This window comes from Dyadobacter sp. HNCC25DJ185, assembly GCF_056895195.1.
Map to the genome: position 1 here is coordinate 487,701 of NZ_JBXHAR010000001.1, position 13,528 is coordinate 501,228.

15 protein-coding genes are annotated in these 13,528 nt (G+C 46.7%); 10 read left to right on the forward strand and 5 right to left on the reverse strand.

Translation table 11 applies throughout. From position 1 onward, the window contains the following. Window positions 1-92 precede the first annotated feature (92 nt). From AC1XUF_RS01910 to AC1XUF_RS01925, 4 genes are all read left to right on the forward strand, one after another. Window positions 93-1,163 carry an AAA family ATPase gene (locus tag AC1XUF_RS01910; RefSeq protein ID WP_483339936.1) on the forward strand — a complete coding sequence of 357 codons (1,071 nt, stop codon included), beginning with the start codon at window positions 93-95 and terminating at the stop codon, window positions 1,161-1,163. A 7-nt stretch (window positions 1,164-1,170) separates the two neighbouring features. Further along, the gene (locus AC1XUF_RS01915; protein WP_483339938.1) at window positions 1,171-1,827 is read left to right on the forward strand and encodes a DUF4276 family protein; all 657 of its coding nucleotides are present in this window, start codon (window positions 1,171-1,173) and stop codon (window positions 1,825-1,827) included. 333 nt (window positions 1,828-2,160) lie between these two features. Then, window positions 2,161-2,412 (forward strand): hypothetical protein, encoded by a 252-nt coding sequence (locus AC1XUF_RS01920; RefSeq protein ID WP_483339939.1) that lies wholly within the window; start codon window positions 2,161-2,163, stop codon window positions 2,410-2,412. Window positions 2,413-2,579: 167 nt separating this feature from the next. Beyond that, the gene (locus AC1XUF_RS01925; protein WP_483339941.1) at window positions 2,580-4,553 is read left to right on the forward strand and encodes an amidohydrolase family protein; all 1,974 of its coding nucleotides are present in this window, start codon (window positions 2,580-2,582) and stop codon (window positions 4,551-4,553) included. A 190-nt stretch (window positions 4,554-4,743) separates the two neighbouring features. Here AC1XUF_RS01925 and AC1XUF_RS01930 read toward each other — a convergent pair whose 3' ends face one another. Then, the gene (locus AC1XUF_RS01930; protein ID WP_483339943.1) at window positions 4,744-6,099 is read right to left on the reverse strand and encodes an alpha-L-fucosidase; all 1,356 of its coding nucleotides are present in this window, start codon (window positions 6,097-6,099) and stop codon (window positions 4,744-4,746) included. A gap of 143 nt (window positions 6,100-6,242) precedes the next feature. On the opposite strand from AC1XUF_RS01930, the gene AC1XUF_RS01935 reads away from it, so the two are divergent. The 3 genes from AC1XUF_RS01935 to AC1XUF_RS01945 all read left to right on the forward strand — a co-directional run bounded on the left by AC1XUF_RS01935 (window position 6,243) and on the right by AC1XUF_RS01945 (window position 7,828). Beyond that, window positions 6,243-6,866, forward strand: coding sequence for a hypothetical protein (locus AC1XUF_RS01935; RefSeq protein ID WP_483339945.1), 624 nt, complete (start codon window positions 6,243-6,245; stop codon window positions 6,864-6,866). Window positions 6,867-6,933: 67 nt separating this feature from the next. Beyond that, a complete protein-coding gene (locus AC1XUF_RS01940; RefSeq protein WP_483339947.1) occupies window positions 6,934-7,209 on the forward strand; it encodes a hypothetical protein in 276 nt (91 codons plus the stop codon). Window positions 7,210-7,303: 94 nt separating this feature from the next. Continuing rightward, window positions 7,304-7,828, forward strand: coding sequence for a dihydrofolate reductase family protein (locus tag AC1XUF_RS01945; RefSeq protein ID WP_483339949.1), 525 nt, complete (start codon window positions 7,304-7,306; stop codon window positions 7,826-7,828). A gap of 12 nt (window positions 7,829-7,840) precedes the next feature. On the opposite strand, the gene AC1XUF_RS01950 is transcribed toward AC1XUF_RS01945, so the two are convergent. Next, window positions 7,841-8,392, reverse strand: a complete 552-nt coding sequence (locus AC1XUF_RS01950; protein WP_483339951.1) for a TlpA family protein disulfide reductase — start codon at window positions 8,390-8,392, stop codon at window positions 7,841-7,843. Window positions 8,393-8,518: 126 nt separating this feature from the next. Here AC1XUF_RS01950 and AC1XUF_RS01955 point away from each other — a divergent pair, with 126 nt between their 5' ends. Together AC1XUF_RS01955 and AC1XUF_RS01960 are read left to right on the forward strand one after the other, a co-directional pair. Beyond that, complete coding sequence (locus AC1XUF_RS01955; RefSeq protein WP_483339953.1) at window positions 8,519-9,028, forward strand: DinB family protein; 510 nt, start codon at window positions 8,519-8,521, stop codon at window positions 9,026-9,028. A gap of 73 nt (window positions 9,029-9,101) precedes the next feature. Beyond that, window positions 9,102-9,701, forward strand: a complete 600-nt coding sequence (locus AC1XUF_RS01960) for a 2'-5' RNA ligase family protein (RefSeq protein WP_483339955.1) — start codon at window positions 9,102-9,104, stop codon at window positions 9,699-9,701. Window positions 9,702-9,768: 67 nt separating this feature from the next. On the opposite strand, the gene AC1XUF_RS01965 is transcribed toward AC1XUF_RS01960, so the two are convergent. Next, window positions 9,769-10,362 (reverse strand): 2OG-Fe(II) oxygenase, encoded by a 594-nt coding sequence (locus AC1XUF_RS01965; protein WP_483339957.1) that lies wholly within the window; start codon window positions 10,360-10,362, stop codon window positions 9,769-9,771. Between the two features lie 25 nt (window positions 10,363-10,387). Beyond that, window positions 10,388-11,125 carry a DNA-formamidopyrimidine glycosylase family protein gene (locus AC1XUF_RS01970; protein WP_483339959.1) on the reverse strand — a complete coding sequence of 246 codons (738 nt, stop codon included), beginning with the start codon at window positions 11,123-11,125 and terminating at the stop codon, window positions 10,388-10,390. A gap of 93 nt (window positions 11,126-11,218) precedes the next feature. Between AC1XUF_RS01970 and AC1XUF_RS01975 the strand changes: the two genes are divergently transcribed. Next, entirely contained in the window at window positions 11,219-12,391 is a 1,173-nt protein-coding gene (locus tag AC1XUF_RS01975; protein WP_483339961.1) for an AI-2E family transporter, read from the forward strand. Window positions 12,392-12,456: 65 nt separating this feature from the next. Here AC1XUF_RS01975 and AC1XUF_RS01980 read toward each other — a convergent pair whose 3' ends face one another. Then, window positions 12,457-13,461: a ScyD/ScyE family protein gene (locus AC1XUF_RS01980; RefSeq protein ID WP_483339963.1), complete on the reverse strand. Its 1,005-nt coding sequence runs from the start codon at window positions 13,459-13,461 to the stop codon at window positions 12,457-12,459. Window positions 13,462-13,528: the final 67 nt, after the last annotated feature.

The window sequence follows — 13,528 nt, forward strand, 5'->3', positions numbered from 1 at the left end:
AAGCTGTGGGCTGAATTGTCTGAATTTTATATTATGTTTAACGACGGGATCTTCAAAAAGCCCCTTGGAGATTTAAAGACATATCGTTTCAAATGGAAAGAATAGAGATTAGAGGCTATAAGTCAATCCGGGAGCTTGACCTCGGACTTAGAAATATAAACATTCTCATAGGCGCAAATGGAAGTGGAAAAACTAATTTTTTGAGTTTTTTTGAATTGCTGCGGAATATTTACAATGGTAATCTTCAGCAATATGCTGCGCTTAAAGGGGTTGAGAAATTTCTTTTTAACGGAGAAAAAGTAACTGAACAAATTAGTGCTAGGATTTCATTTCAAAGTACGAATAGATATTCATTTACATTAAGGAAAGGGGAGGATCGATTCATTTTTGTTGAGGAAGGGCTTTGGTATGATAACAATCCCGTTTACGCGAATCCAATTAGTATAGCTTCGTTTGGGCCGGAATCTCGTCTTAGATATGCTACTCAACCTCGAGCTGATTTTATTAGAACTTATTTGGGATCGTTGGAAAAGTATCATTTTCATGACACCGGAGAAAGATCACCTTTTAACAGAGAGTCCAATATCCAAAATGATAAATTTATATTATATGATAAGGGCGAAAATCTCGCAGCCTTTTTATATAACATTTTTGTAGAGAATAGGATAGTCTATAATATAATTGTTAAAACTATTCAGTCAATTGCACCGTATTTTCTTGATTTTGTCCTTCGTCCGGAAAGTACCGGAAATATCAGATTACGTTGGCAAAGCCGTAATAGCTCTACAATTTATGGGGTGAATGATTTGTCCGACGGAACGGTTCGGTTCATCGCCCTGACAACTCTATTTCTTCAACCATCTCTTCCTGACACAATTATAATTGACGAACCTGAACTTGGCCTCCATCCATCGGCAATAGCTAAATTGGCTGGAATGATTAAGGTTGTGGCAGCTAAGCGGAAACAGGTTATTGTTGCTACTCAATCCACAGACTTGATTAGTCATTTTGAACCAGAGGATATTGTCACGGTAGATCAGATAAATGGGGAAAGTATTTTTAAGAGGTTGGAAAGTAGCACTCTAACCCGGTGGTTAGAGGACTATACGATTGATGACTTATGGAAAAGAAATATTATCAGCAGCGGTCAGCCAAATTACTGAATAACCAATGAAGAGAATTATTGTCATTTGTGAGGGGCCAACAGAACAGGTATTTTGCGAAAGAACCCTTTATCCTTATTTCATTCGAAAGGAATATCACATACAAGCTCCAACAATTAAGCATAGCAAAGGGGGAATTGTAAGTTGGCCAATATTAAAAAAGCAAATTGAGACACATCTCCTGTCTGAGTCAGATGTATTTGTAACGACATTCATAGATTATTATGGCTTGTACCAAAAGCATAGTTTTCCAGGTTGGGAACTAGCGGAACGTAACACTGACAAAAATGCGCGGATGATTGCGTTGGAACTTGGAATGTATCAGGATTTGCCAGATCAACTAAAACACCGTTTTATTCCATATTTACAACTTCATGAATTTGAAGGTCTCTTATTTAACAACATTGATGTTTTTCATGAACAAATACCCAGGGCTGACCTGGTTGGATTGGCGGAATTGGAAACAATTTTTCAACAATATGAAAATCCAGAAATGATTAATAGTAATGTGCTTACTTCACCATCGCACAGATTACAAAGAATTATATCTGGATACAACAAGATTGTTTATGGCGACATATTAGCCGAAGCGATTGGGCTAGAAAGGATTATGCAAAAGAGCCCTCGCTTTAGTCAATGGATTCAAAAATTGTCTGCCCTTTAAAACGACAAACTGAGATTGCTTTATACAGATCATACAATTCTGACTTTCCTGCATTTGATCGATGCGTTGATCACATTACTATTAATGCAACCAAAGTTGGCCCGCAATGTTATTGCACAGGGTCTTGCTACCGTTAAAAAATTCCCCCGCCCTCTATTTGCATCCCACCAATTTTCTCCCGAATATGCGACCTCCAAAAAAATAGTCTTATGAAAAATATTGAAAGTTTTGCCCTGTTATGGTGTGAGGACCGCGAAAGCACCTCGAGCGATGACTACTTCGCTTGGACACCTTAGGCAGGGCATTTTATATCCATCCAAAAAAGTAGTTGTAATGTCAAACAAACCAAACTCCCCCGAGTCTGCGGACTCCACGTGCATGGCCTACGGTGAAAAGGTCAAGGAACTGCTAAGCGCCAGTTCACCCGAAGCGTGGTGCGACTACCTCTGGGCCATGTACGGCGGGTACGTCATCGCCCAGAAGGAATTGGGTTACGGTCCCGAAGCACCGAATGTTTTTTGGTCTTTCCGCGATCTGCTGTTTTTCTTTGAAGGAATGAAGGAGAAGAAGAATGTTAATGATTAAGCATTGTCACCCTGAGCGCAGTCGAAGGGTAGGAGCACAATGCAAAAAAAGCGTAATGCCTGGCCAGTAGCGTCCTTCGACCGCCGGGCGGCCCCGTCCGCTCAGGATGACAACTCGGATGACAAGTTAACTCACGTTGTTCTATTACTTTTTACACTTCTCAACCCATGAAAAAACCCACCTTACTCACACTTCTGATTTTCATTTTTTTCGCTTCGCCGGTTCTGGCGGGCGGCATAGTTGCGGATAGCGGCGTATTCATTTTGCATAAGTTTCAGCAGCGCATTGGGCGGGAGGTTTATCGGGTTTCGGGCGGGGATGGGGCGGTGCGGTATGATGTTGATTTTAAGTTTGTGGATCGCGGGAGTCCGGTGCCGCTTACGGCTATGATCCGTTTGAATGCGGCTTTCGAGCCGGTGGATTTTAAGGCAGAGGGCAAAACTTCGCGGTTTTCGCAGATCAAAGATTCCATTCACATTGAAAATGGTACCGCATTTGTCTCGGCGACGGACACGGTTTTTAATCAGAAAATAGATAAAAATACATTTCCGATCGACGGTTATTCCCCGGCCACAGTGCAGGAATTGTTGTTGAAATTCTGGAAAAAGAGAGGGCAACCTGCCCATATAACCACTTTGCCGGCTGGCGATTTGCAGATCCAAAAAGACGGTACCGACCAATTTACCCTCGCCGGAAAATCGGTTACATTGACGAGATATATGGTCAGCGGGCTAATTTGGGGCAATGAAATGCTTTGGGCCGATGGCGACGACAACCTCGCGTGTATCCTGACGATCGATGCCGAGGGCGACAAAACCGAGATGGTCCGGGAGGCTTACGAACCTTTGCTTGATGAATTCATCAGTCGCGGCGCTGCTTACGGCATGGCCACTTTTGCCAAAACGATGACCAAAACCGAAAGCGCCAATGTGCCGCTTTTGATCCGGGGAGGCCAGGTGATCGACGTAGTCAATGGCGTGGCTGCGCAAAAAGATGTGCTGATCGAAAACCGGCGCATCAGCAAAATCGGTAAAAACCTGACGGCCCCGAAAAACGCGAAGGTGATCGACGCGACCGGCAAAACGGTGCTGCCGGGACTTTGGGATATGCACGCGCATTTCGAGCAGACGGAATGGGGACCGGCGTACCTCGCCGCCGGCGTGACGACCGTGCGCGACTGCGGCAACGAAATCGGCTTCATCACCGCCACGCAAAAGGCGATCGACACCGGCAAAGGTGTGGGGCCGAAGATTTTGATGGCGGGGATTATCGACGGAAAAGGGCCAATCGCATTGGGCGTGATCCAGGCCGATACGCCCGAGGAGGCCGTGAAAGCGGTGCGGACTTACAAGGAAAACGGTTTCGACCAGATCAAAATTTACAGCTCCATCAAGCCCGAAATCCTGAAAGTGATCAGCGACGAATCGCACCGTCTCGGCCTGACCGTCACCGGCCATGTACCGCAAGGCATGAACCTACGGCAGGCTGCCGCGCTGGGGATGGATATGGTTAACCACCTGCCTTACGTTAGCCAGCTGATGAAGCGCGACTCGTTGCGCAAGATTGATTTCTCAGATACCGCCAGCATTTCGGCGATCGAATTTGTAAAACAAAAACACCTCGTCGTGGACCCAACGGTAGGCGTGTACGCCCTATCAGCCCGGAACCTGAGCGAAGATATCACCAAGTCTGAACCCAATTTTTACACACTGCCAATGCCTTTGCAGGCGCAATTCAAAAGCACTGGCGTAGATTCAGCGACGGCACGGCGATACAAACCAGCATTGGTAAGCTTAGGGATACTGGTCAAAAAGTTATATGACCAGGGCGTCCCGATCGTGGCCGGAACCGACATGGGTTTCCCCGGATACAGCCTGCCCCGCGAGCTGGAACTCTACGTCGAAGCCGGCCTAACCCCAGCCCAGGCCCTGAAAACCGCCACAATCATTCCCGCCCAGGTCATGGGAAAAAACAAACAAACCGGCTCAATTGCGGAAGGGAAAGATGCTGATTTGATTATTGTTGACGGGAATCCGCTTGTGAATATGAGGGATGTGAGAAAGGTGAAAGTGGTCGTGAAGGGTGGGGTGGTTTATGATCCGGGGGTGTTGCATCGGATGGTTGGGTTTAATGTCAAATAAGTGTATATGCACTTTGTCAATCTGAGCGCAGTCGAAGCACGCCACTGGGAAGCACAATGCAAAAAAAGCATAGTGCCGAGCCAGAAGCGTGCTTCGACTCCGCTCAGATTGACAAGGTAAACCTACGTTTCGACCACCCGGCGGCCCGGTCCGCTCAGCATGACAAGTTTTTAGAAGGCTTAGCCCTCCCTCACTGCGCCCCATCAATCCCCGACTTCGAAGTCTTCTTCTCCTCTGCCACTTTAAACTTCGCTCCCGAAATCTTCAAAACCACCGCATTAGGCCAGGTCCGGTTCGTATAAAATCGCTGCCCATTCACAGCACTCACTGCCAACCCCAGCGGCGTAGGCGCAGCGCGGATGGAGGCGTCGAAATTGTTGACGTATTCTACCAGTTCGCTTTTGTAGCCGAGGACTTCCACTTTCGTTTGGGCGTTGCCTTCGATCATGGGGAAGAGGAATTCGCGGCGTTGGCCATATTTCCAATCGTCGTCGCGTTTCTTGGTGATGAAGGCGTAAATGGACTTTTCGTCATTGGATTGAGTGAACCAAATGTCTTTGTCGCGGATCACCGGCAGCGGTTTCACTGCGTAAATGGATTCTCCGTTGGCGAAATTCCAAAGCGCGATCTCCCGCAGCAATGCTTCCTGCTCGATCTGGATCTCTCCATTGGGTTTCGGGCCGACGTTCAATAAAAAGTTGCCGCCTTTTGCACGGATTTCGATGAGCATGTTGATGATCTCGGTACCGGATTTGTGCGGGTCGTTGGTGGGCTTGTACTGCCAGTCGGTGCCCATGGTGTAGCAGGCTTCCCAGGGGCGGGGCGACGCTTTGTCGGGGATGTTTTGCTCGGGCGTGTTCATGGCGTCGCGGGTGATGACCAGCTCGGGTTGCAGGCTCCATGCGTATTCGCGGAGACCGTCGCCGGGGCCGTCGAAGAACATAATGTCGATTTTTCCGTAGTTGGTCAGCAGCTCTTTGATCTGCGCTTTGTCGTATTCCATCAGCTTCGGATTGTTGGTCGGATATTGCCTTTTATCCTGTAACCGGCCGAGCGGAATGTTGTTTTGGTGAAAAAACAGAAAATCTTCCGGTGAAAAATACAGCCCGATCGCAATGCCCTGCTTGCGGAAAGCCTCAATGATCTCCTTCGTCACGTCCCGCTTGAAGGGCGTGTTCATGACATTGAAAGTCGTCGTTTTGGTATCAAACATGCAGAAACCGGCGTGATGCTTGGTCGTAAAAACCACATATTTCATCCCCGCCAGCCGCGCCGCCGTCGCCCATTCGTCGGGATCGAATTTCTTTGGGTTGAAAAAAGTAGGGAGTTCCTTGATGTAGCGATCGACATATTCGTCGGATGCGCCGGCCAGCGAGTGGCTGATTACGGTGCCTAGCGAGACATCGACATTCCAGTGGATGAACATGCCGAAGCCGAGGTCCTGGAACCATTTAACACGGTCGGGGTTGTTGGTGGTTTGCTGGGCGGTTACGAGGCTTGAAGTTGTGAGGAGTAGTACGAGGGTAAGGAGTTTTTTCAGGCGCATAAGAGTGAAATGTTTTTAAGAAAGATAGATTTTTGGGAGGGGCGATACTCGGTTTTGTTCGTATTTTTTGAAAATACTTGCAGGGTTCGTGGTTAGATCGAAGTTTTCGGGAATTTTGTTAGTAAAATCAACACTTCGTCGAAATGCGCGCCCATAAAATCACCTTACTACTTCTGCTTATCACATTGACCCGGGTTTTTGGTCAAAAGGAGGAAATTTATCGGCTGACATTCAGTGATCCCACGAACTTTAACATTATGAACAGCCTATCACACAAGCAGCCTAAAACGATACTTATCGCTGACAGCATCGATGCCTGGGATTATACTGTTTTCTGGAATGGATTTGTGGGAGGTGAAACACAGGATCAAATCGATATAGAAACGAAAACGACGCGTCATGAGTCTTACGACCCGGAATATCTCTTCCGTGATCCGCAAATGTTGAAAGCCATCAGTACGGCTGAGCGTAAGTCACTTAGAAAACGCACGCTTTCGTGGACGGCCAAAAAAAATTCGTTGAAAGGCACAAATTACCGCACGATATCATCCATAAAGAATGTAAAAGGCTTTTGCGTTTCGACTACGGAACCGATTTTTACCTCCGACAATCGCTATGCATTTATTGACATTGCCATCTATTGGGGCGGGCACCATCAGGTCGATGGGGCCTGGTACGGTGATTTTGGTTCAGTCACTCTTGTGTTCCAAAAACAGGAGAATGGTAATTGGAAGCGATTCAAAAAGTTTGATCATTTGATTTTGTAGATTACATATCACGGAACTATTTCAGATTGCGATTGAAGAAATCTTAGGACCAGATCATCCCAATTTTATGAATCGGGAAATAGCAATGTTCAAACAGCGGGTTGGTATGAAAGCTGTGGATGATTTGCATCACTGGCTTAGCAAAACGCCGCAGGAGCGTATTGCGGCGGTGACTTTCCTTGTCCATCAGACATTGAAACCACATTGGTGTTCTTTCATCTACCATCAGTTATCCGCAAACCGTAACTCTACCCGCCGGTTCCCAACCCTATTCTCTTCCCACGGGGTTTTGGTAGCTGACAGAAATGAGCATATCCTAATTTTAAGTTTTGATTTAAATTAGCAAACAATTACCGCTGCAAAAAACAGGTAAGACCCGCCAACCATGCGTGCCGAAATTTTATCTACGAATAAGACATTAACAAAAACAGCACAATATGCGAAAGCTCGTTCTTTACATCGCCACAAGCCTCGACGGCTACATCGCCGCTCCGGGCGACGACCTTAGTTTCCTGAGTAAAGTAGAAAAACCTGGTGAGGATTACGGCTACGCCGGGTTCATGGCGCAGGTCGATACGGTGATTTTAGGTCGTCGGACGTATGAGTGGGTATTGCAACATGCGCCGGATTACGCACATGACGGGAGAGAAACTTACATTATCACACGGACGCCGCAGGAGAGTGTTGGCAATCGGCATTTCTACACGGGAGATCTGGACGAGCTTGTTTCTGACCTTAAGTCAAGGGAAGGCAAAATCATTTTCTGCGACGGCGGCGCAGAAGTCGTGCATCAACTCCTGACGAGGCATTTGATCGATGAATTTGTCATTTCGATCATTCCCACATTCATCGGTGACGGTATCCGGCTTTTTAAGGACGGTCGGCCTGGTGCGGATTTGGTGTTGGTGGAGGCTAAAAGTTTTGATACTGGTTTGGTGCAGCTGCATTATAAACGGGCTTGATAGACTCTCCGGTTATCTTAACTCCTTATCCGCGAGCTTCGTGAGCCAGGGAAGCTGATCCATGCTGTCGATAATAGTACTGGAAACGATCAACCGTCCGGTTTTGTCGAAAATCATGGCGCGGGGGATGAATGTCAGGTTTTGCTGCTTTAAAAATTGGGAGGAGTCCTGATTTGTGATCAGGTAGTTTTCTGCGTAGCCGGTTAATTTTTCCTGTTCGCTGGCCTTCTTCCATTTGCTTGAATCTTTGTCAATAGACAGGTAAATAATTGCAATATCTTTCCCTTTCATTGCCTCGATCAGCTTTTTCGACTCCGGCATGGCTTCGCGACAAGGCCCGCACCAACTTGCCCAAAAGTCAGCCACGATGATCTTCCCGGCGTGCCGCTTTTTGATATCATCAAAAGTTAGTTTTTTTCCAGCAAGATCGGCTAGAAGAATTGAATTGGTGTCTGGTTTTGGGAGATTGGTAGTTGGGTTTACTTCTTTTTGAAATGGGTGACCATTCCTCATTTGATACATACCAGTCAGTATCGTTGTCAAAATTATCAGTTGGTATTTCATGCTCATGTTTGATACTGAAAGTGTCTACAGAAAAACAAAATGGGTAGGGCGACTATGTTCTAATTTCAAGTTTTGATTTAAATTAACAAACAAATCAACGACCATAAAACTAATCTGAAAGCAAATATGCTGGCAACCATCAAAAACAATCTATGGACCCAATTCGGAGCGAGCATCGACATGCTCAAAAACGCCATAGAACTGTGGCCGGATGAATATTGGGAGACCGACAGGAAATTCTTTTACATGTCGTATCACACATTGGTTTTCCTGGACTATTATCTCACCATCCCGCCGCCAAAGGTTTTTTCGTCGCCGCTGCCTTTCACATTTACAGAGCCCAAAGATGCGCCTGAAGAGGCCATAGACGACATTGTTCCCAATCGTATTTACAGTAAGGTGCTATTACTTGATTATCTCCAATCGTGCCGGGAAAAGTGTTTTGAAGTCATTGAAAGCCTCACGCCCGAAAAGCTCGAAGAACGCTGGATTGAGGAAGACGGCGATATGGATTATGCGGTTTTGGAGATATTGCTTTACAGTATGCGTCACGTCCAGCACCATGCGGCGCAATTGAATTTACTTTTGAGACAAAAGATTGATGATGCGCCCGGTTGGGTTTCGAGGGCAGGATAGCTTTTTGGAGATCGTATTTCCATAAACATTATTTCTTTGCAGGTATTCACTGTAAACAGACAAGAACTAACCAATGCCAACCCTTTCGACCTATTCCCTCGCCATCATGCCCAGCCCCACCATCCTGGAACAGGTGGCAGCAATGAAACAACAATACCGCACGGCAGTTGGCAGAAGTTATGGCAGCGCCAATGCGGAGGCGCACATTTCGCTGGATGGTTTCGAGGCCAATGAGGATGACTATCCTTACGTATTGGCTGAATACCAGCGCATTGTGTCGGAGTTAACGCCTTTTGAAATATATTTCTCAGGTTTTGGTGATTTCGACCGTGCTCATTTTTCTGCATTTTACATTAAACTTCTGGATGAGTCTGCTGATGCGATCAGAACGCGCAGCCAGGTGGTGATTAAGAATTTTGATAAAAAGCTCAAAAAGCAATACATCAGAAAATGGTCGGACGAATCGAAAAACCCGCACATGTCTATCGGGCGGCGACTAACGCGCGAGTGGATTGCGCTAGCCTATTCATTGTTTACAGATTATGAGGCCAGCTTTCACTGCGACACATTTGTGATCCGAAAGTTCAATGAGAAGCGTCGGCAGTATGATGTAGTGGACGTGCTTTCGTTGGCAGGCGCACCGGCGGTTCAGCTGGATTTGTTTCAGCCGTGAGTGTAAAGGTTTCGAGGTGAATAGGTGAAGTTTTCGGGTCGGGAGGAAATTTTCTGGTGTGTGAATCTTAACCCACTTTCAGCCACCCCGTAATGCTAAGCCTCGCCTTATTGGTTACCAAAACTTCATGTTCCAGTTCGCTGCTTTTGAAGAAGATACTTTTACCATTCATCGGGGAAATATCCTGTTCGTGGTCTGCGTGATAGATCCTTAATTGGCCGCCGTCGGCCTCTACCCAGTCTGCGTTCAGGTACATGATCATGGAATACTGTCGGCTTGGGTTGTTTCGGAACTGGTCGAGGTGCTTTTTGTAAAAGCTGCCTTCCGGGTACAAGGCATAATGAAATTCGTAGCCGGTGATGCCCGTATAGCAGGTACGGTTCAAATGCAGGACAAAACGGTCCATTAGGTCGAAGAAATCATTTTCGTGAGGATTGTTATGCTTACGGTCGAGCCAGTAGATCATGTCGCTGCGGTACAGTTTGTCGTGCAAAATGATCTTTTCATTCCCTGTCCCGGCCGGTTGAAACTGGTCATTTGCAAACAAGGCATACAGATTGCTCTTGAGCTGTGAAGCGAGCAGGTCGCTTAAAAAATGATTGGCTATCCCCACTTTGTCATCAATGTAGCTGTCGATGAGGGTATTAAAGATCGTTTGCAAGCGGTGAAGGTAGCTCTATTAAATTTCATTTATACAAAACCTGACAGCTCTCGCAGAAATAACTCCGTCGTTTGGTTTTTCCAAGGTATGCTTTATGAAAAGGGATATTACACCGCGGACAGATCTTTTTGGTATGTGCCAGCCAGTGCTTTTTCAGGGTAAACTCCTTTTTCCATTCGAGGAAGTCGAAAGCATAGTCACGCGTTTCTTTCACCATTTCTTTGAGCTTCTTGTCAGGGATTTTCCCAACTTCGCTCAGAGGGTGCATTTTCGTACGGAAAAGGACTTCATTTTTGATGATGTTCCCGCTTCCTGCGAATATGTTTTGATCTAGTAACGCATCACAGGCCAGCATGCCGGGGTTGGCTTTCAGCTTTTTCAACGCGGCGGCAGGCTGCCAGGAGCTGGCCATGATATCGGCGGTCCAATCATATATTTCGTCCACCGGCTGGTCGAAGATTTTGATTGCGCAAGCGTAGAAATTGAGTTCGTCCTGATCGAAGGTCAGACTGAGCCTGGGCTGCGTTTTCTTCTTTTCATTGATCAGATAACTTCCAAAAAGCATAAAATGGATCCGAAGCGTGAAGTCTTCAAAGCAGATCAGGAAATGTTTTCCCCAGGACCTGAAATTCGCGACTTTCTGGTTGATCAGGCGGTCCTTATCGATCTTCGAATTGCCATCTGCGTGCCTGATAGGCTTTCCTTCCAGATGAAGTACATCAATAGCCTCTCTTAAAATCACAATAGACGGTCCTTCGGGCATGGCATACTTATTATATCGTGTTGCGTACCGGCTTCCTAAAAAATGCGGGCCATCCACGAAAAGTAAGTCCTTATTTTAACCTGACACAATCGTATGGGAATTTTCTCCACCAAACCTAAAGAAACAAAAACGCCCGGCTCTATTGGCCTTTCCACGGAACAGGAATATCCGTTTTACATCAAGGCGCCCATGACCCTGATCGGTTTGTACCTGTTTTTTTATTTTCTCTACCTTTTGCAGGATATCATCGTCCCGTTTGCATTTGCAGGACTTATTTCGATACTGCTGAACCCGGTTTACAATCGTTTCCAAAGATGGAATTTTAATAAAATAGTTGCGATTGTGTGTACCATTTTGCTGGCCGTGCTGGTGGTGGCGGGTATTATGTTCTTTCTCTCTTCTCAAATCGTGCAGTTTGGCGAAATGCTGCCCCAGTTGAAAACCAAGACGGTGTCGTTGGTTCACGATCTGCAATCCTGGCTTTCGGTCAAATTTAATGTTTCCGACGAGAAGCAGACAAGTATGGTCAACGACGCTTTAAACGAAGCCATGAACAGCGGAAAAACTTATGTCGGCAAAACGTTAAATACGGTCTTCGGCATTGTCAGCTTTTTCGTCCTGATCCCACTTTATATCTTTCTCTTACTGTTCTACAAGCCGCTGATCCTGAACTTTATATTCGAAGTCTTTGATGAGCATAACTCGGATCGTGTAGCCGAAATCCTGCAGGAAACGAAAGGAGCGGTGCAGAGCTACATCGTGGGCCTGATGATCGAAACAACCATCATAGCGGCGCTCAATTCTACGGCACTATTAATTCTGGGGGTCAAATACGCGTTGCTGCTCGGCGTCATCGGTGCGATTTTGAACCTGATACCTTATATTGGCGGACTGATAGCCATCATTTTACCCGTATTGATTTCTTTCATTACCAAAGATGGTTTTACCACGCCGCTGCTCATTATAGGAGCCTACACTTTGATCCAGTTTGCAGATAACAACATCATTGTCCCAAGGATCGTATCGTCTAAGGTGTCCGTCAATGCATTGATATCTATTTTGATCGTGTTGCTCGGCGGTACCCTTTGGGGTGTGAGCGGAATGTTTTTGTCGATCCCGTTTGCGGCTGTGATGAAAATCATTTTCGACCGGATCGATGAATTAAAGCCGTGGGGTAAATTATTGGGTGATAAAATGCCCGACAATCCGCCGCCCATGGTTGTCAATCCCGAAGAGGCGGAGGGTCGTGGAAGGCGGCCCTTTTGACGTGGACCGCATGAAAAAAGCGCCATCCCTGTCTCGGAATGGCGCTTTTTTATGATTGTGAGGACTTAGTAGGTCAATTTTTGGACAGTTCCCAATGCGTAGCTCTGAACATAGAATGTCTTGTTGCCACTGCGTTTGATGTCTGTCGGCATCATCAGCCCACCTATTAAAACAGCGCCATCTTCATTTAATACAGAGCCCGTAAACGGTGTAAAGCCGCCAGGAAGTGCGAAATCGCCGAAATGAAGCAATAATGGCTTTTTATTTGCAGTCAGTGTTAAATGGGTAAGTGTGGTGAAGCCGGTTTTGTAGTCGCTTACCGTACCATCCAGGGCAACCTGGAGTACTTTTGCAGACCCCGGAGCGAATGGGAAGCCTGTTAGCTGGCTTACCAGAAACTTCGTTCCATCGAACACGATACCAGTAGGTACCCCGTCCACCATCGCCGAGGGGCCGGGGATTTTGGCAAACAGGCTCAACGCATGTGTGTCTTTATCACGCTTGATAATGGCATTGGCACCGGCGTCTGCAATGTAAAGATGGCCATCCGGGCCCTTAGCAAGGCTATAGGGGTCGGAATTCAGTGGGTCGGTGAGGTTCAGGGATTTTACATAAATACCTATATCCTGTTTTGGAATAAGATTAAGGGCCATCTCAGGATCACCCGATTTGAAATTAGATACGTTGATCGTGTAAAGTGTAGCTTCCACGCCATGCAGCAGATAAAGCGTCCCTTTGTCATAGTACATGTGAGCCAGCCCCTCAGGTCCGCCCTCCGGGCTAACAGAGGACGAAAATCCGCTTAGCACGGTGGTTTTAACGCCGGCTGGCGTAATCATCACCAGTGCGCCATCGTTTTGCCCTGTACCGGCTTCGGTAATCCATAGCTGTCCCCAATCATCGACAACCATGCCGATTGGAGCGCGTAAGCCGCCTGCAAAGGGAGTTGCAACAAGAGCAGTGGGTTCGGGGATCGGTTCCTCAGGAATTTCGTGGTCGGTACAGGCGAGAACGCCAAAGAGGAGCAGCAGGTAAGCGGAAACGGATTGTAGAAAATTCTTTTTCATCATGATGTGTATTGGACGTTGGTAGGATATGACATGCGGTACGTGTTATATACCGTTCCAAATTTAATTA

Bases quoted from the DNA above. Each gene is read 5' to 3' on its own strand.
- AC1XUF_RS01925 (WP_483339941.1), top strand. From the start codon at position 2,580: ATGAAAAAACCCACCTTACTCACACTTCTGATTTTCATTTTTTTCGCT.
- AC1XUF_RS01935 (WP_483339945.1), top strand. From the start codon at position 6,243: ATGCGCGCCCATAAAATCACCTTACTACTTCTGCTTATCACATTGACC.
- AC1XUF_RS01960 (WP_483339955.1), top strand. From the start codon at position 9,102: ATGCCAACCCTTTCGACCTATTCCCTCGCCATCATGCCCAGCCCCACC.
- AC1XUF_RS01920 (WP_483339939.1), top strand. From the start codon at position 2,161: ATGTCAAACAAACCAAACTCCCCCGAGTCTGCGGACTCCACGTGCATG.
- AC1XUF_RS01950 (WP_483339951.1), bottom strand. From the start codon at position 8,392: ATGAAATACCAACTGATAATTTTGACAACGATACTGACTGGTATGTAT.
- AC1XUF_RS01945 (WP_483339949.1), top strand. From the start codon at position 7,304: ATGCGAAAGCTCGTTCTTTACATCGCCACAAGCCTCGACGGCTACATC.
- AC1XUF_RS01975 (WP_483339961.1), top strand. From the start codon at position 11,219: ATGGGAATTTTCTCCACCAAACCTAAAGAAACAAAAACGCCCGGCTCT.
- AC1XUF_RS01955 (WP_483339953.1), top strand. From the start codon at position 8,519: ATGCTGGCAACCATCAAAAACAATCTATGGACCCAATTCGGAGCGAGC.
- AC1XUF_RS01970 (WP_483339959.1), bottom strand. From the start codon at position 11,125: ATGCCCGAAGGACCGTCTATTGTGATTTTAAGAGAGGCTATTGATGTA.
- AC1XUF_RS01910 (WP_483339936.1), top strand. From the start codon at position 93: ATGGAAAGAATAGAGATTAGAGGCTATAAGTCAATCCGGGAGCTTGAC.
- AC1XUF_RS01930 (WP_483339943.1), bottom strand. From the start codon at position 6,099: ATGCGCCTGAAAAAACTCCTTACCCTCGTACTACTCCTCACAACTTCA.
- AC1XUF_RS01940 (WP_483339947.1), top strand. From the start codon at position 6,934: ATGAATCGGGAAATAGCAATGTTCAAACAGCGGGTTGGTATGAAAGCT.
- AC1XUF_RS01980 (WP_483339963.1), bottom strand. From the start codon at position 13,461: ATGATGAAAAAGAATTTTCTACAATCCGTTTCCGCTTACCTGCTGCTC.
- AC1XUF_RS01915 (WP_483339938.1), top strand. From the start codon at position 1,171: ATGAAGAGAATTATTGTCATTTGTGAGGGGCCAACAGAACAGGTATTT.